The sequence below is a fragment of the Bradyrhizobium barranii subsp. apii genome (genome assembly GCF_011516635.5).
Lineage (GTDB): Bacteria > Pseudomonadota > Alphaproteobacteria > Rhizobiales > Xanthobacteraceae > Bradyrhizobium > Bradyrhizobium barranii.
The window spans coordinates 435,876-457,502 of the sequence record NZ_CP096255.1 but is presented as its reverse complement, the minus strand read 5'-3'; the positions used below and the strand labels follow the sequence as shown (position 1 = coordinate 457,502).

Here is a 21,627-nt window from a genome sequence, read left to right as displayed (position 1 = left end):
ACCGGTTCATGCCGGCAGGCAGGAGCGTTTTCGAGCGAAGTGGATAGCGGTTCGCGTGAAGAAAACGCGTCCAAAACTACAATCAGCGCTTTTTCAGGCCCTTGGCCACCATGCGCCAGACCAGCAGGTCGATGCGGTCCTGGCCGAAGAACGGCTCGTTCTCGAACACGAAGGTCGGCACGCCCCTATGACCGGAGGCGGCATGGTCCTTCTCGTTCTCGGCGATCACCCGCTCGTAGCGATCGGGGTCGGCACTGATCGCTTCATCCATCGCGGCGAGATCGAAGCCGGCTGCTTCAGTGGCGCGCGCGAGGTGATCGCCTTCGTTCCAGCCCGCCACCGAGCCGTCCCACAGCACGCGCGCGATCGCGTCAGTGAATGCGAGCGAGCGGCCTTCGAGCTGCGCCATCGCGCCCAGTCGGGTCAGGCGGTGGATGTAGGGCTGCTCGGCCGCAACATCGAATGTCGTCTTGTCCTGCACGATCGGATCGGGCCTCGGAAAGCGGAACGGGATGCCCTCGTGCTGCGCCACGCGCGTGCTGTCGAGCACCACATAGCGAATGAAGTTCGGACTGGCCTTCTTGAAGAAGCCGGGCACGCGGACGGCGAGCGGATAGACCGGCCGCAAATTCACCGCGAGATCGTACTGTTCGACGAGCTTGAACGTCTTCGGCAGTGCCAGATAGCTGAAGGGACTGCGGTAGGAGTAGAAGAGATCGACGGACAGGGTCATCGCACCGGCTCCATGATCCCGATCATCCCGCCCAGTCTGCGCGTCAGCATGCGGAAGCGCAAGATCAGGAGGCCGGCATAGACGAACGTGCCGGTCGAGAACCCGATCCAGACGCCGACCGCGCCGAGCCCGGCATTGAAGGCCAGCACCCAGGCGATGGGAAAGGCGATGCACCAATAGCCGATCGCCGCGAACAGCAACGTCATCCTTGTATCGTTGATGCCGCGCAGCGCGCCGGCCATGATGGTCTGGAGGCCGTCGGCGATGAAGAAGGTGGCGCCGACCAGCAGCAGGGTCGCCGTCAGCTCGACAGTGGCCGCGCTGGCCTCGCTGCTCCCGAAGAACAGCTGTCCGAGCTCGTAGCGGCCGAGGATGATGGCAACGGTCAGGGCCGAGACCAACGCTACGCCAAGCACCGCCGCGACGAGGCCCGCGCGCCTCACCGCGGCCGGGTCGTCGCGGCCGAAAGCATGGCCGACACGGACCGTCGCCGCCATGCCGATGCCAAGCGGGACCATGAACAGCACGGCCGTGACCTGGAGCGCGATCTGGTGCGCCGCAAGCGCCGTGGTCGAGATCAATCCCATTAGCAGCGCGGCGGACGAGAACAGGCCGTATTCCAGCAGCAGGGAAAACGAGATCGGCGCGCCGACCGCGATGAGCTGTCGCATCAGGGGCCAGTCGATCCGCCACAGATGAGCGAGCGGGCGGTAGTCCGCGAACGGCTTTCGCCATGCGGCGATGGCGAGCACGGCGAGGAAGGTGCCGAGATTGACGAGCGTGGTCGCAAGCCCCGCGCCGAACAGGCCGAGCTCCGGCAGGCCGAACAGGCCGTGGATCAGGCAATAGACCAGCGCCGCGTTGGCGGGGATCGCTGCAACGGTGATCCACAGCGGCGGCTGCGGCCGGTTCACCGCGCTCATCATGCTGCGCAACGCGATGAAGCCGAGCGCCGGCGCGATGCCCCAGGCCAGCCCGTTCAGATAGCGCTGCGCGAGCGCGGCCGATTGCGGCGCCTGTCCGAGCGCCAGCAGGATGCGCTCGCCATAGAGCGGCGAGGCCATCATCGGCAGCGAGATCAGGAGTGCGATCCACAGGCCGGCGCGCAGCGAGCGGCGGATGCGCCTGACGTCGCCGGCACCGAACGCCTGCGCGGCCAGCGGCGATACCGCGGCCATCAATCCGAGCCCGAAGGTGAAGCTGACGAAATAGACCGTGTGCGTCAGCGCGGCGGCCGCGACCGCATCCTCGCCGAGCCGCCCGATCAGCGCGAGATCGGTCGTGATCATCGCGATCTGCCCGAGCTGCGTCAGCATCATCGGCACGGCCAGCCGCAGCGTCTCGACGAACTCTTCGGCGAGATGGTTCTGCGGCACGCCGGCTTGCGGCTGCGGACGAGGCTGGACGGTGTCGAGCATGGCGGTTGCAATAGCACAGCCGCACGTCGAAAACATGGCCCCCGAGTGCGAGATGCTTCTTCACCCTCTCCCCTTGTGAGAGAATGAGGCTCTATCTAACCTGTTGATCGGGCAGGGGAAACCAAAAGTGGTGTCCCTATAGTGTCCCCTTCACAGGGTTCCCTACGCGTGGGCTTCGCAGGGACGCCCGCTGATGCGTCCTCGCGCTGACTATACCCGAATGCGTCGGACAGCCCAGAGACGCACCACGCACGTCCCCTGCGGGTCTCTCGACGCGATCGACATCGATGCGCGACCGTCGATCAGTCGTCACGCTCGATCGAGCCTCCGCAGCAGCCATGGCGGCAGACATGCCGTCAGGCTGGGGCCGTTACCCGTCGAAATCAGACCGATGGCCGCGCCGCTCTCGTCCACGATCGGCGAGCCGGACATGCCGGTCTCGATGATGCGATCGGGGCTGCTGATATGCAAAAACCTGCCATCGTTGTGCGCGATGCATCGTTGCCATGCTCCATCGAGCGAAAGAACGAAGGCAGCTGTTTCGGTGCCGACATCGGGACGGTCGCCAATCACGAGCGCCGCAGCGTCGGTGAAAGCCACATATTGCGCATATTCGTCTTCCAGATCGCCGACCGCCGGTTCGCAAAAGGCCGCGATGTCATCGGTCAGACCGTAGACGCAAAGCTCGCCCCAGATTGTAGGCTCCCCGCCCAACGGGCCGATGATGTTCTCGAACGTCAGGTCGGAAGCGTCGTTCGACAGATGGGGCGTCGGAATGCCCTCGCGTGGCACGCAGTGCGCGGCGGTGACAACGAAACGATCGATGCCAGCGCGGACAATGAAACCCCGACCGCCGCCGCCGACCTGCACCACGGCGTTCATCGCAACCGCCAACGTCATCGAATGCCCCCTCCTGCCTGCGACCGCGAGCCTACCGCAGCGATCGTGATGCGGTCGAGGCTGATGATCGTCGCGCAACGCCCCAGAGAGTGTCTAAGTGACAGCTTTCGGGGCTGGGGTCCTCTGAGAGAGGGAAAAGGATGGGGGGACCGCGCAACGGCACACATTCAAGATATTTGGGTCGGCAGTTTTCCAGATTGCGTTGCGGATCGGTACAAAATTTCGGGCGGCGATGCGCCGTCGCCGCCTGTGCGGTGGCGCGGCCCGCCCGGTGGTGTCCCCGCCGCCGTGGCGTGCTCGACGGCCTTCCTGCGGCCTCTGACGCTGGCGTTCTCAATGTTCGCTATACCTCCATAGCGATCAAATTCCGCATCGCAGCCAAATGAAGCGAAGGGCCACATCCGGACTCATGCAGCGCAGCGTGACGTGGTCGTCAGTCTTGGAAGTGATGGAGAGGTCAGGCTGGCGTTGCCGCTTACGTAAGAAAAAGGCCACGACTGCACGGGAAGCGCATTCATCGCTTCACGTGCCGTGCGGGCGCCCCCGTAGGGACGCTCGCATTGCCGTGTTACGCGCGGTCGGCTATTGGCTCGGGTGGCCCTGCCCCTTCTTGAGCTGATTCATGACCTGATCCAAGTTGTAGCTCGCCGGATCCTGCATCGGCGGGAACGTCTTGTAGGTCTCCAGCTCCGCGAGCCAAAGCGCCTGGCCGATGGGCAGCAGGTTCCAGTCGTATATGTAACCTGTGGCCGGCCCGGCGAGCGCGCCGCTGAACCAGAAAGCAGCCTTTTTCTCATCGCCCCACGACATCTCGAATGGATCCCGCTTGAGGTTTACCATGCCGGCCACGAACTGGGTCTGGACTCCCGGGTTCACGAAACCCGTCGCGTTTTCGGGCGCGATCGCAAAATACATCTTCCAATTCTTGTAGCGCACCGCCGACGGATGGGCGCTGGAATAGTAGAAGAAGACGTCGCGCGCGGACTTCTCGGTTTTTCCCTCCAGGTAGTCGCGCTGATTGAAGCCGTCGAGCGTGGTCTTGACGATACCCGGGTAGCTGCCGGCCTCGATCTGCGCCTTGAGGCCGTCGCCCTTGGGGCCACCGGCGATGTCGACGAACGTGGGCAGCCAGTCGAGCGAGGCGAAGATCTCGTCCTTCACCGTGCCCGGCTTGATGACGCCTGGCCAGCGGATGACGCACGGCGCGCGCATGCCGCCTTCCCAGGTGGTCATCTTCGAGCCCTTGAACGGCGTGACGCCGCCGTCGGGGAAGGTGAAGGTCTCGGCGCCGTTGTCGGTGGTGAAGACCACGATGGTGTTGTCGAGCTGGCCCATCTCCTGCAGCTTCTGCAGCACGTAGCCGATATTGTCATCCATCTGCTTCATGCCGGCTTCGTTGACGCCCCAGTCCTTGCCACCAGGTTCGCCGACCATGGCCATGTACTTGTCGTTCAGCACGGTCGTGACGTGCATGCGTGCCGGGTTGTACCAGACGAAGAACGGCTTGTTGGTCTTCTTGGGATCGTTGCGGTCGAGGAAGTCGATGACCTTGGCCGAAATTTCCTCGTCCACCCCCTTCGAACGCTCAAGGGTCAGCGGACCCTGGTCCTGGCAGGTCTGGTTCTTCGCCGTGCCGTCGGAGGACTTGCACCAGATGACCGGACGCGGCGGCGTCAGGCAGGTCTTTGTCTTCGTTACCATCTTCGATCCACCGCGCCCGGCACTTCCGCAATACCCGGGATCGGTGTGTTCCTGCAGGGTGGGGCGACGGTCTGCTGGGTCGGGGTCTTGTTAATGTCCAGGAAGCTCACGCCCTGCATCGCATCCAGGTGGTACAGATAGCCCCAGAACTCGTGGAAGCCGTGGGCGGTCGGCAGCGCGTCGGTGTGGTCGCCCAGGTGGTTCTTGCCAAACTCGCCGGTGTTGTAGCCAAGGTCGCGCAGGAACCACGCGATCGAAGGCGTCCCAGGCAGCAGATAGGTCGGGCTTCCCGGCAGCTGCGGCGGGATCATGCCCGTGCGCAGCGGGTTCATGCCGGTGAAGAAGGCGTTGCGCCCCGCAGTGCAACTCTGCTCGGCGTAGTAGTGCATGAACTTGGCGCCTTCTTGTCCGATGCGGTCGATGTTGGGCGTCTCGCCGACCATCAGCCCTTGATGGTAGATGCGCGGCTGCATCCATCCGATGTCGTCGCCCATGATGAAGAGAATGTTTGGCTTCTGCGGTGTTTGCGCCACCGCCGGTCCGGACAGCGATAGCGATACCAGTGTCGTGGCGCCGAGAAGCGCGGCGCAGGATCGTTTGTGCCAACCTGTCGCAACGTTACGCAGGTTTGGGATGCCGGATCTTGTATCTTTGTGTGCGCAGCGAAACATGGCGTCACCCTCCTTTTTGCGGGCGTCAAAGGCGCCGCGCCAAATGCATGGAAAGCTTGCTCAGAACCGTGAAGCACTCGCCGTACCCATGTGGCAGGCGAGTGCTCGGTGGGAGACCGGCACAAAGCGGTCTAGGTCCCATTGATCCAGATCAAGGATTGGCCGACCCTTGGGGGGACACGTACGCCTCTGGACTGGACACGGATCTGATGGCGCAGCCGATAGTCGTGATCGTGGTCGATGAAAATGCGAGCCTTCTGTGCGCGGGGTCGTCACGTCCGTTTCGGGTCATTCGCGACCGGTTGAGCCAGCGGCAAATCCGGGTATCGTCCGCTATGCCTCGAAAGCGGGAGTGAGTTCACTGCCCTGGGGCTAAGCTATGGCGGTTGTCCGAGCCGCCATCGGCCCCGTCCGGCCCGGCGGCAGCTTCGCGCGCGGTCCCCAGAATGAGCGCAATGTCGGCATCCGAAATCGTGAAGCGGGCCGGATCAATCGCGACCATCGGCGGCTCTCGGAGCCGACGCCGGAGCCAAGCGCGCAGCTCCAGCTTGTCGACCGCCATCGGATATGCGTGGAGACGAAAGCGCACAGTAGCGATTTGTCGCACGGGACCGTCCTTCTGATGAATTAACATTAGGGAAGAGACCGGTCTGACGGAGATCAGCGCTATGGGGTCCTTCGGAGCACTCGTCATCGTCCTTGTTTTTGTTCTGGTGCCAGTGGTCGTGACCACGCTCGTGCAAACCCGAAGACGATAGCAGCTCGATCCGCCGCTTTTGGGACGTTGTCGCCTCCGTTGTGCCCGGCGCGTTATCCACCGCAAGCTGTAGCGGCTTGCCTGTCTCGCGCGGCCCGGCGATCCTCTCGCCATGGGAACCAAATCACGCGAGACGATCTACGGCGCATCGGTCCGGGCGGCGGCAGAGCAGGCAGCGGAGGCTCGCAAGGCAGCCGACCGGCTCGCCGTTGCGGCGTGGAACGCGCGCATGCTCGGTTTCCAGGGGCCAGCGCAACCGTCGCCCACGCTCGGCGATGCGCTCAATGCCGGTTACGGCTACCTCGAAGTGCGTTGCCTTGGCTGCGACACCAACCAAACCGTCGATCTGACCATCGTGCGGCGACCGAAGTGCACGCCGGTTCACGAGTTGGAGCGCTACATGCGTTGCAAGGACTGCTCGCAGGTTCGCGGCTATCCCTACAAGCGGAGCCATCTGGTCGCCCTGCGGCGGACCAAGATCAGCGCGAGCGATCCGCCGTCAACGTGGTGGCCGGGGGAACGGTAAGTGACCACAGGTAAGAAACCGCCAATCGTAAGGATCAAGCGCATCAGCAGCCCAGACGACTACACCAAGTCGAACGAGTTGCTCGCTGTGGGATTTGCGAACGATGCCGAAGCGTACATCGGCGCGGCACAGCAGCTCACGGATTTCAAAAGCTTTGGTCCGCGATATTTCCTGTTTTGCCACGCGCTCGAATTGCTATTGAAAGCTCAAATTCTCGCGTCGGGTGGCGAGCAGGAAGAGCTGTTTGACATCCGACACGATCTCGAAAAAGCCTACGCCCGCGCAATTGAGCTTGGGTACAGGTCGGCCAACGACCGCGTAAAGCACATCGTTGTGTGGATGGCTCCTTACCACAAGCAACATACTTTCCGGTACAAGGAGAGTGGATATCTTATTGTGCCAAAAGCTGAGGAATTGGTGGCAATACTACAATCGATGCACTTGGAAATCGAAGCAACCGTGCGTGCCGCCTACATCATGAGCGAGAAGCGCAACAGTTAAATTCAGATGTGCAACCTCTACAGCATCACCACCAACCAAGCCGCGATCATCAACCTGTTCCGCGTCGTCAATCGCTATGTCGGCAACCTCGCGTCGATGCCGGGCGTCTTTCCGGATTATCCGGCTCCGGTGGTGCGCAACACCGACGCCGGACGCGAGTTGAGCATGATGCGATGGGGCATGCCACCGCCACCGCGCACAGGCGGCCCGCCGGTCACCAACATTCGCAACACATCGTCCCCGCACTGGCGCGGCTGGCTCAAGCCTGAGAACCGATGCCTAGTGCCGTTCAACAGCTTCGCCGAGTATGCGCCAGAGCCGAACCCGGAGACCAAGAAAAAGGATGTGGTCTGGTTTGCACTCAATGACGATCGACCGTTGGTCGCCTTCGCTGGCATCTGGACGACGTTCAAGGGTGATCGCGGCACGAAGTTGAAGCCGATACCTGGGCCGCATCAGGTCTATGGTTTCCTGACGACCGCGCCAAACGCTGTGGTCGAGCCGATCCATCCAAAGGCCATGCCGGTGATCTTGACCACCGACGAGGAGCGACGTGTGGATGCGCGCGCCGTGGGACGAGGCAAAGGCACTGCAACGGCCGTTACCTGATGATGCGCTGAAGATCGTCATGCGGGGAGCGGACAAGGAAGATCGGGCAGAAACGGCTGCCTAACTTGCCGGGGCAGCGTGCCCCAGATCGGTGTAGATAGGCTTCAATTCCGCGAACGTGAGCGGCCAAGCGTCTTGTGCGTCGGCCGGGCGCTTCCATAGTCGTCCGTGAACAAGGCTCTAAGCGATTGAGCGAGAGTCTGTTTTTCGGATTTGAGACGGTTTGAGATTGCAGGGATTGGGAGGTAAAGACCGCCAAAGCCTGCAAATTCGATTGTGGATTGAACGAAGCCGCTGCCGCGGCGTAGGGGGCAAGGTGGCATAGATCGCCTCCTGGCTGAGAGGATGTGGGTGTTGGAGCCCACCCCCTCAGACAGGAGTATCGAGATGGCCGATTTGAGCCCTCTTCGCCGCCGCATGATCGAAGACATGACCGTCCGCAATCTGTCGCCGGCGACGCAAAGATCCTACATCAGCGCGGTTTCGAAGTTCAGCCGCTATTTTGGCCGATCGCCTGACCGGTTAGAGCTGGAAGACGTCCGCGCCTTCCAGGTGCATTTGGTCTCGACCGGCATCTCATGGCCGGCGCTGAACCAGATCGTCTGTGCGCTACGGTTTTTCTACGGCGTCACGCTCGGCGAGGCGCTCATCCCAGAGCGCATTCCCTATGCGCGAGAACCGCGCAAGCTGCCGGTCGTTCTCAGCGCCGACGAAGTGGTTCAGTTTCTTGAAGCGGTATCGAGCCTGAAGAGCCGCGCCGCGCTCACCACCGCCTATGCGGCCGGGCTCAGGGCCTCGGAGGTTGCGGGACTGCGGATCGAAGACATCGACAGCGCCCGCGGCGTCATCCAGGTGCGCCACGGCAAGGGCGCGAAGGATCGCAACGTGATGCTGTCGCCCCAGCTGCTGGGCATCCTGCGCACCTACTGGCGGCTCGCCCGGCCGCGGCTTTATCTGTTCCCTGGTCGTGACGAAGATCATCCGATCGATCAGACCGTGCTGCATGCCGCCTGCCGGTCGGCGGTGAAGGCTGCGGGCCTGACCAAGCGCGTCACGCTGCACACGCTGCGCCACAGCTTCGCGACACATCTTCTCGAGAACGGAACCGATATCCGGATCATCCAGGTCTTGCTCGGGCACAATAATTTGTCGTCGACAGCGCGCTACACGCAGGTCGCCACCGATACGATCCGAGCGACGCAGAGCCCGCTCGATCGCCTGTCGCTGGAGGTGACGCCACCTGGATGACCCGCAGCGGGATGCGGGTCATGACCCGCTCCGACATCCGCTCCAACAGGCCCGCCATCGAGATTGCCGATATTCTGCGCCGGCATGGCGACGCCTATCGCCGTGTACATGCCGGTCATCTGGGGCGGGTCGAGCGGCGCGTGATGAGCGCGATCGTTGCGTGCCGGACCGAGGCGCTCGGCGGCCACATGCAGGCTTGCGACGACTGCGGCACGACACGCGTTGCCTATAATTCCTGCCGCAATCGGCACTGTCCGAAGTGTCAGGGGAGAGCCCGAGCCGCGTGGCTCGCCGCGCGTCAAGCCGACCTGCTTCCGGTTCCCTATTTCCACGTCGTCTTTACACTTCCCGCACCGATCGCCGCGATCGCTTTCCAGAACAAGGCCGTCGTCTATGCCATCCTGTTCAAGGCTGCCGCCGAGGCGATGACGACGCTCGCCGCCAATCCACGCCGGCTCGGCGGTGCGATCGGCGGCGTCGCCGTCCTCCACACCTGGGGACAGACGCTGATGCATCATCCCCACGTCCATTGCGTCGTTCCGGGTGGCGGCCTCTCGCCCGATGGCGCGCGCTGGACCGCTTGCCGACCGAACTTCTTCCTGGCCGTCAAACCGTTGTCCAGACTATTTCGCACACTTTTTCTCAAACGTCTGTCGGCAGCCTTCAACTCCGGTGCCTTGCGTTTCTTCGGCGATCTCGGAGCTCTGGCCGAGCCGGCTGCCTTTGCGGCCCACCTCGACGCCATGCGACGCATCAACTGGGTTGCTTACGCCAAGCGGCCCTTCGGCGGACCCGCACAGGTCCTGGCCTATCTCGGCCGCTACACCCATCGCGTCGCGATCGCCAACAGCCGGCTCGTCGCACTCGACGACGATCATGTCGCCTTCTCATGGAAGGACTATCGCCAAAACAGCGCGACAAAGATCATGAATCTCAAGCCCGATGAGTTCATTCGCCGTTTCCTGCTTCATACGCCGCCTGACGGCTTCCACCGCATCCGCCACTTCGGCTTCATGGCCAACCGCCATCGCGCTGCCAAGCTCGCCCTTTGCCGCGAACTTCTCGATCATGAGCGAACAGCCCCAAACGATGGCCAGCCGTCGCCTGTGGATTCGGAGGCTCAAACCTGGGCCGAGGTTCCTGCCTGTCCCGATTGTGGTGGCGTCATGCGCATCATTGAGCGCTTTCGACATAGCTTCAGACGCCCCAGCCCTCGAACATCACCGTTCCGATGCGACACATCGTGAGCCAAGTCATGTCGTGCACGACGATCATCATTCGTCATTTCGCTCCCAGCGTCTCGATCATCGCGGACGATGTCGAATCCGTGCTGTCACACTGCGCGACAACAACCGTCCGATGCAGCAAAAGGCCTATCGCGATCTCAGGCGAAGCGCGTCTGATCTCAACTCTTCCAGGATGCGCACTCCTGTGTCTCTGCCTCACGCGCCGAGCCAGCAGATCGGGCATGGCGATCTCGAACAATCCCCATAGCTGCAAAACCGCGAATAGCCTCCCGCGCCTTCGTTCAATCCGGCTTCAATGAGGTCGCGTCATAAGCGCCTGCCGCGCCCTCGCGTGAGCGCGACCTCACAGAACCCTCCAGATTCCCTTTCGCAGCGGACCATGATTCTGTGTTGCATCGGAGGGGACGATGCGACCGAAGAAGCACAAGACGACGGGATCGAACGACCTGTTCCGGGCGCGGCTGGACCAGATCATCAATCTGAAGCACGAGCTGGTTCTGTTGGCCGGCAAGATCGATTGGGACTGGATCGACGGCGAGATCGCGCCGCTCTACAGCGAGAACGGCCGGCCGGGGATCGAGACCCGCTTCATGATCGGGCTGCTGTTGCTCAAGCAGATTTACGGGCTGTCCGATGAGGGGATTTGCGAGCGCTGGGTCCACGACCCGTATTTCCAGTACTTCACCGGCGAAGAGTTCTTCCAGCACGCCTTCCCGCACGAGCGATCGGACCTGAGCCATTGGCGCAAGCGGCTCGGCGACAAGCTGGAACTGCTGCTGGCCGAGAGCCTGCGGGTGGCGCACGAGGCCGGCGCGTTACGCGGCCAGGACCTCAAGCGGGTCACGGTCGATACCACGGTGCAGCCAAAGGCCATCACCTTTCCGACCGACGCCAAGCTGCTGCATGCGGCCATCAAGGGGCTCAATCGCCTGGCGAGAAGGCACGGCGTCAGGCTGCGGCAGTCCTATTCTCGGATCGCCAAGGCCGCCGCGATGATGGCGGGCCGCTACGCCCATGCCAAACAATTCAGGCGGCATCAGCGGCAGTTGCGTATCCTGCGCTCAAGGCTCGGCCGGATCATCCGCGATATCCGCCGCAAGATCGACGGCCAGCCAGCCCTGGAGGAGGCGTTCGCCCTTCCGCTTGGCCGGGCCAGCCAGATCCGCTCGCAGCAGCAGCGCCAACGCGGCTGGAAGCTTTATTCTTTCCATGCCCCGGAGGTGGAGTGCATCGGCAAGGGCAAGGCCTCCGCGCCGTACGAGTTCGGCGTCAAGGCTTCCATCGTCACCAACAACCGCCGAGCTCCCGGCGGTCTGTTCGTGCTACACGTCAGGGCGCTGCCCGATAATCCGTATGACGGTCACACCCTGCGCGACGTCATCGACCGCACCGAGGCACTCACCGGCTGTCCGATCGAGCGGGCCTATGTCGACAAGGGGTATCGCGGCCACGACGCTCAAAATCCACGTCGCGTCTTCATCTCCGGCCAGAAGCGCGGCGTCTTCGGGATCATCAAGCGCGAGTTGCGCCGCCGATCCGCCATCGAGCCCATCATCGGACACCTGAAGGCCGAAGGTCACCTCGGGCGCTGCTACCTCAAAGGCCGCGCAGGAGACGCCGCCAACGTCGTCCTCTCCGCCGTAGGCCACAACTTCCGCCGCATCCTCGCCTGGCTGAGAGATTTCTTGGACCTGTTCCTGATCCGGATATGGCGCACGTTCACATGTCCCATCCCGCTCAATTCGGATTCTTAACGGACGACTCCATACTGCGACATAGGCGAGCAGGATACTCGGTTGGCGAAAGAGGAGCTTCGTTGGAGCCCGCTCTTTGATGCGGTCAAGCAGAAATGATTTCTCCGCAAAAAGCGTGCGGACATCACCCTCTGGCTTCCCAGCAGCGAAAACCTCAAACGCATCATTCAGAAGGCCTTCGGCTGCCGTCGGATCGGGCTCTCGACCAACGAGTTCGCGGTATAACGCCGTCATTTGCTTCGATAGCTCTCGTGCAGGCGCGACGTTTCTCTCGATGAGTTCCATAAGCTCTCGGAAATAGTCGCCGGTGGCCTCGATGAGGGCCATACTCTTGGCTGCGGCACGGTGCATCTCGGGTGTCTGCACCACGCTTGGCTTGTAAATGGTGTCATGCGTCATCTCGCTGTGGGCGTGCTGCAAAAGCGTTCGCACCTGAATTTCGCAAGGCGTCCCAGTCGGCACAACGAGTTCACCTAATTTCTTTTCACCTTTCGCGCGCGCCACGTAGTGTACCGATTGATAGGTGAACGCATACGGAGCCTGCGCGCGCTCATCCTCGTAGTCGCGGTCCTTAGATGCTTCCCACTCTCCACATTGCTCGATCGCGCGGCACACCGTTGCAATGTCTCTGTCCAGCAATACAACGAAACGCACACCGACTTTATCCGTGATCTGGTTGAGCGGATCAGAATATTCCTTACCGCGATAGAACGCTTTTGTGAGGATCGAGCCATCTCCCTTCACTCGCGGTAAAGCGGGGATGCGAACGAAAATATCAGCCGAAACGGGCGCAACGAGCGGCGCGATCTGCTCCATCAACTGTTGGGCAACAAACTTCCCCCACGCCTCGACACTAGGGCGTTCCTGAGACCAGCGACTGAGAAATTCTTCTTCGGTCATTCTTGTGTGCGGATACGATCTTTGATGGTGATGCGCGTCCACTCAGCGGACTGCCCAGGGCCGGCACCATCTGCCATAACCATCTCCATGTTGATTAGGTCCTTGAAGGCCTCAGGTGGCCCGCTCAATTCGATGCTGCCGGAGAACCTCACTCGCCGCTTGCGAAGTTGCCCCGCGAGGTCGGCGATGTCCTTCTGAACGGCAGTGAGCGGGAAGTTCTTGCTCCGCATATAGTTCGTGTACTGATCGTGAGCATCATTTGGCAGATAAGCCGTTGAGAAGCTGTTAACCTGGATTATAGGCGTCTGGTCCACCTTCAGGTAGGTGTAGAGCGAAGTCAGCAGGTCGTCCTTCACCTCAGGCTCAACGGGTAGCTGGCGGATGAATTCGCGCGTGTTTTCGAAGAATGAGCGCGTCAGGTATGCGCTGTTCTCCGGCAACCTGCATCCCAGAAAAGTGCCATAAAAGTACTTGGCGGCCCCTTCGCGGTTTCGCTGTGTCATGTGACTATCGTAGACATGCGCGCTCCACGCTTCCGGTAAATTCCGGCGCGCATCCACCAAGGTGAAGAAGCCGATCTTGTACAGCTTCGAAGCAGGCGTCAGGAAAAGGTCAGTCAAATACTGGATCGCCGTACCGCGTTCGCGGAAGCCACTTTGCTTCTCGGCTTTGATAATGGCGACGAACGGTCGTGGACTGGCACTAACGGTACCGGTGAAGACCACCACAATGCCGCCGGGGAGGTTCTTGGCCTGTTGGGCATTTGCCAGCTTATCCGCGAACTTGGCGGAGCCCGCAATGAAGGCACGATCCGGTTTGCCGACTAACGAGGCGGCTTGTGCAACCGCACTGTCAGGTCCGGATTCCGCGATCTCTAATTCCATGCTTTGCGAAGCGTCACCCATGGCGTCAACGACCCGCTCGGTGAATGATCCCATCGCGTCGGCCGGCAACACCACCAGTTGCAGCGCATGGCGAGGTGTCACTAGCGCCCCGTCATGGCGACGCTTGAAGACCTCGTGGAGAATGACCTTCTCCACGACCAAATTCTCAAAGGACATGAATTTCCCCAACCCGCAGACACAGTGGCAAGCAGGATAAACACTACTTATGCGGGCTTGGCGAGGAACTTGTGGTTCTTATTCTGTTCTATGGGCCAGCGGATTGCAAGACAAATTTGCCCCAGACCTTTGGTTGCAAAGACCCGCGCCACTCTGGGCAGCGAGTTCGTCACACCGAAACATCGAGGCCATCAAGGTGTCCGCGCGGTCGGTCGCCGCCGTCGATACCACTTCGCAACCTGCCATCGACAATTGTCCGGCGAAAAGTCGCCAGTCGGGTCGGTGCGGATAAGCAGGTGCCTCCAACTCGGTGGCGGGCTGACATCGCGGTAGAAAGCCGCGAATGATTTCCAGCGCTGGCACACCCGACCGCGCGCTTGGATCGCCAGCCACATCGCGAACATGGGCGAGCGCCGTCTGCGGGGGCTACGCCGGATCACTCCGCCGCCTCCTGCATGTCGGACACTTCGCCTGAACGGCGGCTTGCCGAGTCAGCGAGGCGGCTCACATTCGTTTTTTCGGTCCGGGCGGGTGTTGACACCCGACCTACGTCAAAACCGCTGTAGCAGGCTCTATTGTCGATCGCGGCAATCTCAGTGCGGACGATGTCGGTGGCGTCGGTCATCACGGTCTCACGTCAAGGATCGAAAGAGGCGGGTCGAGATGCCGCGTCAGCAGCACCTCGACCCTGACGCGACGGCTCGCCGCCTTGGCCACATGGCCCCGTCGCGTTTTGGTGGGCGGAACGCAGGAGCGTGCGTTCCGCCTGGAGCCAGACATCCGCGCCAGCAGATGCCTCGCCCTGCGCGCCGCCCGGCATGCCAAGTGCCCGGCGGCGCGGTTCGTGGTAGAGGGTGGCGCGGGACGGGCTGCTTGACAGACCAGTCCCGCGCCCGTGCATGCCGGTGAGGAAGCAGGCAGCGAGCCCACCGGCTGCACGATTGGTGTTCATCGGCGCAACAGCCACGAAAGCCCCGGCGATGTTTCCGGCGATGCGTCTGGGCGCGGTGCCGTGATCAGCCGCAGACCAAGCAGCGCGAGCGGGTTGATGTCGCCGCGATGCTCGATCGGCAGACCGGCAATCTGCGCTGAAGCCACAAGTTCAGCTTCCTGCCTTTCGATGTCGATCAAATCGCCCTGCGCTTCGCTGGCGGCAACTTGGCGCGCTTCATGCGACAGCGCGGCCTTATCATCGGCTTCGGTGCTGATCTCGCGATCAAGCGCGGCGATCAGCGCATCACGATGCAGCCATGCGACCAGCGCCAGCGCGTCGGCTGTTTCGGTGAAGGCCAGTGAACGACGCTCCGCGTGAACCTCCGATGTCAGACTCTGCATCTGGAAATCCACCGGCCCATCAAGCTCGACAAGGCGCGAGACCGATGGCGCTCCACGCTGCGCCAATGCCTCGACCTGCGCACGCATCTTCGCCTTTGCGTGGCTCGACGGGTAAGGCGCGGACGCGATGCGATGCAGATCGGCGCGCAACTCGCGGACGCGACGGCGAAAGCGTTCGATGCCCGAAAGAACATCCTCGCCCTTGTTCAGCTTTGGCGGTTCAGTCTCGATCTCCTCAAGCGTGGTGCCGTGCGGCCTGCCATCGCGTAGCCAGTTCTCGCAAGAAACCAGCGCGGCGGATGCTGCCTGCCATGCCGCCGACCGCACCTCCCGCAATTCGGTCAGTCGCTTCAAATCGGTAGTCATCTTTTCGAGATGCTTGGTTGCGGTTTTGACGAGCGGATCATCCGGCTTGAGGTTGCGGCCAAAATCCTGCGGATGGGCCAGCAACGTCTTCAGCCGATTTTCGGCTTCAATGCGCGCCATGCTCGCTTCACGAACAGTCTCGAACTCTGGAATGAGCCGATGCGCATCGGCGGCACGCTGGCGCAGCAGCCGCAGCCGTTCGGCAGCAGCGGGGGGCAGCCACTCGATCACGTCGAGTTGCGACTGGAGGTACACCCCAGCAGAAAACGGTTGCGGGTTTGCGGGTCCGGGTTCGAAGCTCATGTGTCGCCTCCATCGCGATGATGATCGGAGACACGGTGACGCAGGCAGTTGGCAAAAAATACCGGGTCCGCTTCAGCCCCGATCTCGCTCGCTCGCCCGCAGGACCTCGCGAACGAGGCGCAAGCCGGGCAAACGATCCCTGGCCTTCAGGATCATCCAGAAAAATTCCCGGATGGTGCCGCGATGGCGAGGGGGACAAAGCGCCTCTGGACCATCGTTGCGCCATGCGGTTTCTCGAAATCTCGTCAGTCCGGCGAGCAGAACGTCCGCCGCTGCATTGTCGCTCAGCCCAACGCAATATCGATCCGCCGCCGCGATCAAATATCGATCGCGCTCGTCTCGCGAAAGCATTTCAGCGGGGGTGGGATGCCCGCGACCAACCGGAAACGCGCCTAGAAATGTTGATGGTCGAACCGGCTTCATCGTCGCGTATCTCGAAGAGGCTCGAACCTCCCGTTGGGCACCACCGGCTGCAGCACCTCCGTTGCCTTACGCTCTATCACCTCCAGTGAAAGATCGCGAATAAGCCAGCACGCGCGACAGACCCCGAAGACGCTGGCGGTAGTCGGTTTAATGATTGCTGGCGTGGTGAGGAGCAATGCCCCGACATACTTCCTGCCTGACATCTGAACGCCGCAGGTCACGCATTCTCTATGTGGGGGTATCGAGAGACCATCACCCCAGTAGCGTGCAGCGCGTTGCAAAAGTGGATGAGCATCGAGCGGATCATCGATATCGACCAGATAGGTCAATAGCGCACCGGACGCCTCGCGCCGGTAACGGCGACGTTCGTGACGGGTACTCATGTCACCACCCCCCGGTCACGTTGCTCATGCGATCATGTCTGATCGTGGTAGTCTGGTCCAGCGATGACTATCCAGCCTTCGGTGCTGGCATCATCGGCCCGCTCTGCATGAGACGGGCCGGTGGTGTCTCTCGGTTCTCGTTCGGTCCTCATTGCCTGCCGGTCCTGCGCGCAGCCTCAATGTCCTTCTCGATGTACTGGCGCGGATCGCTCTCCTCATCGGCGACGGCCAGCGTGTCGAGCGCGCACTCAGCGTAGCCGTCGTGGGCCGCGAGCAACTCGGTGATCACCGCGTCGGCGTCGTCACCAAGGACTTCACGGCCACGCTGGTAGACTTCGGCGAAGGCGGGGTCCGCGTCCGCGTTCACGGGACGCCCCATTTTTTTAGAAGTGGCTCGGCCAGGTGGTGGTTGCTCTTGCTCTGCCAGCGGTTGTTTCAGCGCCGCGTGAGCGGTGCGCGGTACAGGTCCATCCGTCGCGGGAAGTGACGCGTCTTGGGAGGTGCTGTTGGAAGCACTCTCTCTAACGGCATCGGTGGTGCGCTCGGCGGGGACCGCCGAGCTATCAGGTTCCTCAGGTTCATCAGGTTCTTTAGTGGGACGGCGTATTGTCCCCCGTCCCACCCTGTTTTGGTCCCCCGTTCCCCCGTGTTTTTGTCCCCCGTGCCGATCCGGTTGTTCCGTCTCGACGGGGGACACGCTGGCGGTCCTCCGTACGGGGGACATGCTGTCGGTCCCCCGTACAGGCATGAACAGAGAGAAATTCTGCTTCTGATCGTGGCTTCCGCCAGCGCCTTCATCGCGACCGACCAAGCCGTAAGAAACCAGCGCGGCAACACACCGCCGCGCCGAGCGAGGTGAAATGCAAAGCTCTTTCGCGAGCCTCGCATAGCCGGGATCGCACTGGCCGGTTTTGCAGTTGAAGAAGATGCCGAGCCGGACAGCAACCCGGAGTTCGAGCGGCGTCATCAGGTCATGGTGGGTGAGGATCGCACAAATCCATTGATCGCGGCCCCTGTGCCCGGAGATCGGCTGGCCGCTGCTCATGGCTCGTCTCCGAGAGAGCACGCCATCGCGTCGGCTGGGTCGATCGGCTGGTTGATGGTTCGAGCTTGAGTGCGGGACTGTGATGACATAGTTTTCGCGCGTCCCTTCGACGCCGTGGAAAGCTGGGAGAGGATGATCCTGATCGACCGCCCGCCCGGCGCAAGATCAGGGGATGGTGCTAGTTTAGAACGCGGTCACGCCGGTAATGCGTGGACCGCGTTCACCGTTAGTGCTGGTCGCTACGTCGTTGCCTCCTGCATCGTCGCATCGGCGTCCCTGACGGGATCGAGCGCCTGCATCAGCTTCGACCACGCCTTGGCGGCTTGAGATGCGGCCTCAATGATGTCGTCGGTGATTTCTTGCGGTGCCGCCTTCTGCCGCAGCGAAGCAATGGCGCGTGCATGCCGCAACGCCTCTGACGCATGGTGCATAAAAATGCGATGACGAATTACCTCGTCGCTGTCACCCGGCTCGGCAACATCGTCGGGGTCTTCGGGATTGAAGTCGCAGCTTGATTTGATTTTGCCTTTGCTGTTCTTGAACTCGTCAAATCGCGGCTCCCGAACCGGCTCGGCGCGACCACCAGCATCATCGGCGCTATCGTGCGGCTTGTCGGCGACCGGCTTGTGCGCCTTCTGCTTGCGGCCCTTGGTGTCGATCGACGTGGTAACCGTTTCCACGTCGCCAGACTTTTCGAGTTTGGCCCGGACGGCGGCGACGTGCGGATGACTGACGCCAACCGCCTTCGCCACCTGCCGGTTCGACTTCTCCGGCTGCGCCTTCAGCACTGCGGCGATCAGTTCGCGCTTCTGCTCGGCGGTCAGGTGGCGGCGGTGGATGTTGGCGCTGATGACGAAGGCGTAGGGGTCGAAGCCAATTTCGGCACCACCATTCGCTTGGGTAGAAATTCGCCACCATTTGTCCTCCGCATCACGTCGGTACAGAGTGATATGCTGTTCGTCGCCCTCCTCGACGTAGATGGTGATACCGGCCGCCTGAATGGCGTCGAGCCGGTTGCGGCCGTCGAGCAACTGCGCCGGGCTATCTTTTTGTGGTTTCCAAACCACGACAGGAACGCGTAGCCCGTTCTTCTTGATGTCCTCTTCGAGAACCTTCTTCTCGTCGGCGGTCATCTCCGGGAGCATATCGGCGGCGGGATGGACCGGGATCACGTCGCGCCAGCTTGTCGGTTGCTTGTTGCGGCTGGAGTTGTTCGGCATTGATGCATCCCCGTTTTAGAGGTACATCGTCGCTGCTGTTCCAAGGCAGAGACGATACGACCCATCGATATGCGAACGCCAGCCGAGTTGCTCGGCTGGCGCTGTCGTTTCAGGTGGTGGTTGTCTCGACCTGCGGCGGCTGCTTTTTCGCCACCTTCGGCAGCGACTTGAGCCATGCCTTCAGATCGTCCGGCAGGATGATCGTGCGCGTGCCGTGCTTGCGGGCTTGCAGATCGCCGCTGGCGGCGGCCTCGCGAATGCGTGTCGTCCCGATCCCGGTCAGCGCGCTCGCTTCCTCCGGGGACAGCGAAAATCGGTCAGCCAGCGGCACCAATTCATTTTGAACGTCGTCGCGCATTTTGGCCTCATGGTGGCTCATGGGCATCACTTCGCGGCATCAGCCGGAGGCGTCGTGCCCGCTTCTTCCTCCATGCGGGCGCGGCAACAGCGGGACACCTCAGAACTGATCGTCGCGCCAAAATAGGTCGCGCGGTTTTCCAGCCACTTCCGGACATCGGGCGGGATCATGATGACCAGCTTGACGTTGCCCGCGACCCGCCTTGCGTTTCTGCCGCGCGCAGCAGCGCCGCGCGCTGAACGCAGCGCGGCGGAGGACGAACTGACGATGGATTGATCGGACATTTGACTGAACCTCTCCGGGCTTCCGCGTGTGGAAACTTCCGTGCTGCTTGCGCACGGTCGGACGGATCAGTCAGCCACTCATGGGCTCCGCAATACCGCTATTTCATCGAGCCGTTGCTCTGATGCATTCCGCGTGGAGCAACCCAAAGATCGCTCTGCTGCGTGGAATGGCCGCAACAGACCGTCGCCGGTTAGTTGCTAGCTTCATGACGATAAAGTCAGCCACGAAAATGGTCAAGTTTTGTCGGTGTGATGAACGCGCCGATCTAATGCCCTGCCCAGCGAAATTCCAATCTCCCAGAAAGATGTGGCTGTGAGGTTTGATCGCTGTCCCCCACGCCGTGACGGGCCGGGGGTTCGTTGAGCCCCCAGCCCAGTCGCTGTCTCATCCTCGCGCCAACCGGACCACGTTGTCCGCAGGCGGCATCGCGTCGGCGAGCAGCCCCTTCCGCGCATCGTCCGATGCGTGGTTCAGATAGCGCGCATAGGTGCGCTCGATTTCAACAACGCTGGTGTCGTGGGTGAAGGCGATGAGGCGCAGCGGCGTGTTGCTGCGGATTTGCCGGATGATGGAGCTATGCCTCAACGTGTACGGCGTCAGCGACAGGTCGAGGTCGAGGTCGAGCCGCTCCAGAACGGCCCGGAAGCGCGCCGACAAATTCCAGATGCGGTCGAACAACAGGCGGTTCGCCCCTCGCGCAATCGCCCGCGCGCGCAGCATCTCGGCCAGCTTGGGCGTGATCGGCAACGCGCGCTGTTCGGGATCGCGGTCCCTGCCCTTGGCGGAGCAGTGCATCATCAGGCGCGGCGCTTCGGCGTCGTCGTCCTGCAAATCATCGGGCCAAAGCTTCAACGCTTGGCTTTCGCGAACGCCGGTCCCGGCCAGCGTGTCGATCAGCGCGCCGAAATCGGCGTCCTCAACGTAGCATTCGCGGACGATGGCGAGGATGGTGCCGTCCGGCAGATAGTAGTTGTCGCGCGGTGGGGCGTTGCTGCCCTTCGCCTTCTGCGGCTTGAGCCCCTCCTTCCATGCCGCGCTGTTGGTGATCCGCTTCTTGTCGCGCTTGGCGGCGAGCGCCAGCGCCGCCTTGAACGATTTGCCGATGCGGTTGGCGGATGACAGCTTGAGACCCTTGGCGACCAGCCCGTTGCGCCAGTCGCTCAACTCAGTCTCGGTCAGCAGCATCACCACCTTTGACAGCATCGCCGGGGACAGATGCCCGCGAAGCGATGTCGCGTTGTACTTGATGCCGCCGCGCGCCGCGAGGTCGGTCTCATAGGCGTCGATCGCTTCGGCGACCGTCACCGGCTTGTCGCTGTCGCCTTCGCTGCCGCGCGCCATCTTCAGGGCGTGCGCCTGCGCCTGATAGAACGTCATGACGCTTTTGTTGTTGGCGTTCTCGAAGTCGTCGGCGATGGCGAACCGCTTCAGCCATCCGGCTTGAACGCTCCACGTGCCCGGTCCTTCGTTTCTGCGATAGGCGAGGAAGATGCCGGGAGCGACCTGCGCCTTGTAGGGCTTCTTCCTGATCGCGAGCTTGAGCCGGTTGGTTCTGTTCTTCAGTTTGTCGGAATAGACGCTGCGTGCCATGATGATCGTGGTCCCGTCGGGTGTCCCCCAGAATGTCCCCAATGCGTGGGTATCAACGCGTGATAGTTCGTGATACGCAGTGGGAGATGTTTCTGAAAGATCAATGAGTTACATAGAAGCCCATGACATATCATGATGCCCTGTGGGACGCAAAATCTCCCCTTGTGGTAGAGGGTGGCTCACCGCGCAGCGGTGAGACGGGTGAGGGGTATTTCTCCGCGAATTCTGAACTCGCGGAAGCACACCCCTCATCCGGCGCTTCGCGCCACCTTCTCCCACAAGGGGAGAAGGAA

General features: G+C 62.0%; 18 protein-coding genes and 3 pseudogenes. 6 read left to right on the top strand and 15 right to left on the bottom strand.

What is annotated here, in order from left to right; all coding sequences use genetic code 11:
• Window positions 1-82: 82 nt before the first annotated feature.
• The 5 genes and pseudogenes from HAP41_RS02135 to HAP41_RS02115 form a co-directional block, all read right to left on the bottom strand.
• Window positions 83-733, bottom strand: a complete 651-nt coding sequence (locus HAP41_RS02135) for a 2-hydroxychromene-2-carboxylate isomerase (RefSeq protein WP_166061595.1) — start codon at window positions 731-733, stop codon at window positions 83-85.
• A complete protein-coding gene (locus HAP41_RS02130) occupies window positions 730-2,151 on the bottom strand; it encodes an MATE family efflux transporter (RefSeq protein WP_166061596.1) in 1,422 nt (473 codons plus the stop codon). The genes HAP41_RS02135 and HAP41_RS02130 overlap by 4 nt, the downstream gene beginning before the upstream one ends.
• Before the next feature lie 309 nt (window positions 2,152-2,460).
• Window positions 2,461-3,051 carry a trypsin-like peptidase domain-containing protein gene (locus HAP41_RS02125; RefSeq protein WP_166061597.1) on the bottom strand — a complete coding sequence of 197 codons (591 nt, stop codon included), beginning with the start codon at window positions 3,049-3,051 and terminating at the stop codon, window positions 2,461-2,463.
• Between the two features lie 582 nt (window positions 3,052-3,633).
• Window positions 3,634-5,246 (bottom strand): annotated as a pseudogene (locus HAP41_RS02120) (arylsulfatase).
• Between the two features lie 535 nt (window positions 5,247-5,781).
• On the bottom strand, window positions 5,782-5,925 hold the full coding sequence (locus HAP41_RS02115; protein WP_166061599.1) for a hypothetical protein: 144 nt from the start codon (window positions 5,923-5,925) through the stop codon (window positions 5,782-5,784).
• 367 nt (window positions 5,926-6,292) lie between these two features.
• Here HAP41_RS02115 and HAP41_RS02110 point away from each other — a divergent pair, with 367 nt between their 5' ends.
• The 6 genes and pseudogenes from HAP41_RS02110 (at window position 6,293) to HAP41_RS02085 (ending at window position 12,065) form a co-directional block, all read left to right on the top strand.
• Window positions 6,293-6,706 (top strand): hypothetical protein, encoded by a 414-nt coding sequence (locus HAP41_RS02110; protein ID WP_166061600.1) that lies wholly within the window; start codon window positions 6,293-6,295, stop codon window positions 6,704-6,706.
• On the top strand, window positions 6,707-7,207 hold the full coding sequence (locus tag HAP41_RS02105) for a hypothetical protein (RefSeq protein ID WP_166061601.1): 501 nt from the start codon (window positions 6,707-6,709) through the stop codon (window positions 7,205-7,207).
• 6 nt (window positions 7,208-7,213) lie between these two features.
• Window positions 7,214-7,880 (top strand): annotated as a pseudogene (locus HAP41_RS02100) (SOS response-associated peptidase).
• Between the two features lie 323 nt (window positions 7,881-8,203).
• Window positions 8,204-9,064 carry a tyrosine-type recombinase/integrase gene (locus HAP41_RS02095; RefSeq protein ID WP_029085027.1) on the top strand — a complete coding sequence of 287 codons (861 nt, stop codon included), beginning with the start codon at window positions 8,204-8,206 and terminating at the stop codon, window positions 9,062-9,064.
• A 20-nt stretch (window positions 9,065-9,084) separates the two neighbouring features.
• On the top strand, window positions 9,085-10,311 hold the full coding sequence (locus tag HAP41_RS02090) for an IS91 family transposase (RefSeq protein WP_166061603.1): 1,227 nt from the start codon (window positions 9,085-9,087) through the stop codon (window positions 10,309-10,311).
• 407 nt (window positions 10,312-10,718) lie between these two features.
• Complete coding sequence (locus tag HAP41_RS02085) at window positions 10,719-12,065, top strand: IS5 family transposase (RefSeq protein ID WP_166053956.1); 1,347 nt, start codon at window positions 10,719-10,721, stop codon at window positions 12,063-12,065.
• 435 nt (window positions 12,066-12,500) lie between these two features.
• On the opposite strand, the pseudogene HAP41_RS50600 reads toward HAP41_RS02085, so the two are convergent.
• The 10 genes and pseudogenes from HAP41_RS50600 to HAP41_RS02040 all read right to left on the bottom strand — a co-directional run.
• Window positions 12,501-12,881: pseudogene (locus HAP41_RS50600) on the bottom strand (RelA/SpoT domain-containing protein); the annotation flags it as partial.
• An 80-nt stretch (window positions 12,882-12,961) separates the two neighbouring features.
• Entirely contained in the window at window positions 12,962-14,026 is a 1,065-nt protein-coding gene (locus HAP41_RS02080) for a nucleoid-associated protein (protein WP_166061604.1), read from the bottom strand.
• Between the two features lie 436 nt (window positions 14,027-14,462).
• On the bottom strand, window positions 14,463-14,651 hold the full coding sequence (locus HAP41_RS02075; protein ID WP_166061605.1) for a hypothetical protein: 189 nt from the start codon (window positions 14,649-14,651) through the stop codon (window positions 14,463-14,465).
• A 323-nt stretch (window positions 14,652-14,974) separates the two neighbouring features.
• Window positions 14,975-16,030 (bottom strand): hypothetical protein, encoded by a 1,056-nt coding sequence (locus tag HAP41_RS02070; protein ID WP_166061606.1) that lies wholly within the window; start codon window positions 16,028-16,030, stop codon window positions 14,975-14,977.
• A gap of 419 nt (window positions 16,031-16,449) precedes the next feature.
• Complete coding sequence (locus HAP41_RS02065; RefSeq protein ID WP_166061607.1) at window positions 16,450-16,836, bottom strand: hypothetical protein; 387 nt, start codon at window positions 16,834-16,836, stop codon at window positions 16,450-16,452.
• Window positions 16,837-16,984: 148 nt separating this feature from the next.
• Window positions 16,985-17,881, bottom strand: a complete 897-nt coding sequence (locus HAP41_RS02060; RefSeq protein WP_166061608.1) for a helix-turn-helix domain-containing protein — start codon at window positions 17,879-17,881, stop codon at window positions 16,985-16,987.
• Between the two features lie 239 nt (window positions 17,882-18,120).
• Window positions 18,121-19,101, bottom strand: coding sequence for a ParB N-terminal domain-containing protein (locus tag HAP41_RS02055; protein ID WP_166061609.1), 981 nt, complete (start codon window positions 19,099-19,101; stop codon window positions 18,121-18,123).
• 109 nt (window positions 19,102-19,210) lie between these two features.
• A complete protein-coding gene (locus HAP41_RS02050) occupies window positions 19,211-19,480 on the bottom strand; it encodes a helix-turn-helix domain-containing protein (RefSeq protein ID WP_166061610.1) in 270 nt (89 codons plus the stop codon).
• Between the two features lie 5 nt (window positions 19,481-19,485).
• On the bottom strand, window positions 19,486-19,743 hold the full coding sequence (locus tag HAP41_RS02045; RefSeq protein WP_166061611.1) for a hypothetical protein: 258 nt from the start codon (window positions 19,741-19,743) through the stop codon (window positions 19,486-19,488).
• A 385-nt stretch (window positions 19,744-20,128) separates the two neighbouring features.
• A complete protein-coding gene (locus tag HAP41_RS02040) occupies window positions 20,129-21,334 on the bottom strand; it encodes a site-specific integrase (protein WP_166061612.1) in 1,206 nt (401 codons plus the stop codon).
• Window positions 21,335-21,627: the final 293 nt, after the last annotated feature.

Excerpts from the sequence above, each read along its gene's own strand:
- HAP41_RS02135 (WP_166061595.1), bottom strand. The coding sequence starts at position 733 with ATGACCCTGTCCGTCGATCTCTTCTACTCCTACCGCAGTCCCTTCAGC.
- HAP41_RS02130 (WP_166061596.1), bottom strand. The coding sequence starts at position 2,151 with ATGCTCGACACCGTCCAGCCTCGTCCGCAGCCGCAAGCCGGCGTGCCG.
- HAP41_RS02125 (WP_166061597.1), bottom strand. The coding sequence starts at position 3,051 with ATGACGTTGGCGGTTGCGATGAACGCCGTGGTGCAGGTCGGCGGCGGC.
- HAP41_RS02115 (WP_166061599.1), bottom strand. The coding sequence starts at position 5,925 with ATGGTCGCGATTGATCCGGCCCGCTTCACGATTTCGGATGCCGACATT.
- HAP41_RS02110 (WP_166061600.1), top strand. The coding sequence starts at position 6,293 with ATGGGAACCAAATCACGCGAGACGATCTACGGCGCATCGGTCCGGGCG.
- HAP41_RS02095 (WP_029085027.1), top strand. The coding sequence starts at position 8,204 with ATGGCCGATTTGAGCCCTCTTCGCCGCCGCATGATCGAAGACATGACC.
- HAP41_RS02090 (WP_166061603.1), top strand. The coding sequence starts at position 9,085 with ATGACCCGCTCCGACATCCGCTCCAACAGGCCCGCCATCGAGATTGCC.
- HAP41_RS02085 (WP_166053956.1), top strand. The coding sequence starts at position 10,719 with ATGCGACCGAAGAAGCACAAGACGACGGGATCGAACGACCTGTTCCGG.
- HAP41_RS02080 (WP_166061604.1), bottom strand. The coding sequence starts at position 14,026 with ATGTCCTTTGAGAATTTGGTCGTGGAGAAGGTCATTCTCCACGAGGTC.
- HAP41_RS02075 (WP_166061605.1), bottom strand. The coding sequence starts at position 14,651 with ATGACCGACGCCACCGACATCGTCCGCACTGAGATTGCCGCGATCGAC.
- HAP41_RS02070 (WP_166061606.1), bottom strand. The coding sequence starts at position 16,030 with ATGAGCTTCGAACCCGGACCCGCAAACCCGCAACCGTTTTCTGCTGGG.
- HAP41_RS02065 (WP_166061607.1), bottom strand. The coding sequence starts at position 16,836 with ATGAGTACCCGTCACGAACGTCGCCGTTACCGGCGCGAGGCGTCCGGT.
- HAP41_RS02060 (WP_166061608.1), bottom strand. The coding sequence starts at position 17,881 with ATGAGCAGCGGCCAGCCGATCTCCGGGCACAGGGGCCGCGATCAATGG.
- HAP41_RS02055 (WP_166061609.1), bottom strand. The coding sequence starts at position 19,101 with ATGCCGAACAACTCCAGCCGCAACAAGCAACCGACAAGCTGGCGCGAC.
- HAP41_RS02050 (WP_166061610.1), bottom strand. The coding sequence starts at position 19,480 with ATGAGCCACCATGAGGCCAAAATGCGCGACGACGTTCAAAATGAATTG.
- HAP41_RS02045 (WP_166061611.1), bottom strand. The coding sequence starts at position 19,743 with ATGTCCGATCAATCCATCGTCAGTTCGTCCTCCGCCGCGCTGCGTTCA.
- HAP41_RS02040 (WP_166061612.1), bottom strand. The coding sequence starts at position 21,334 with ATGGCACGCAGCGTCTATTCCGACAAACTGAAGAACAGAACCAACCGG.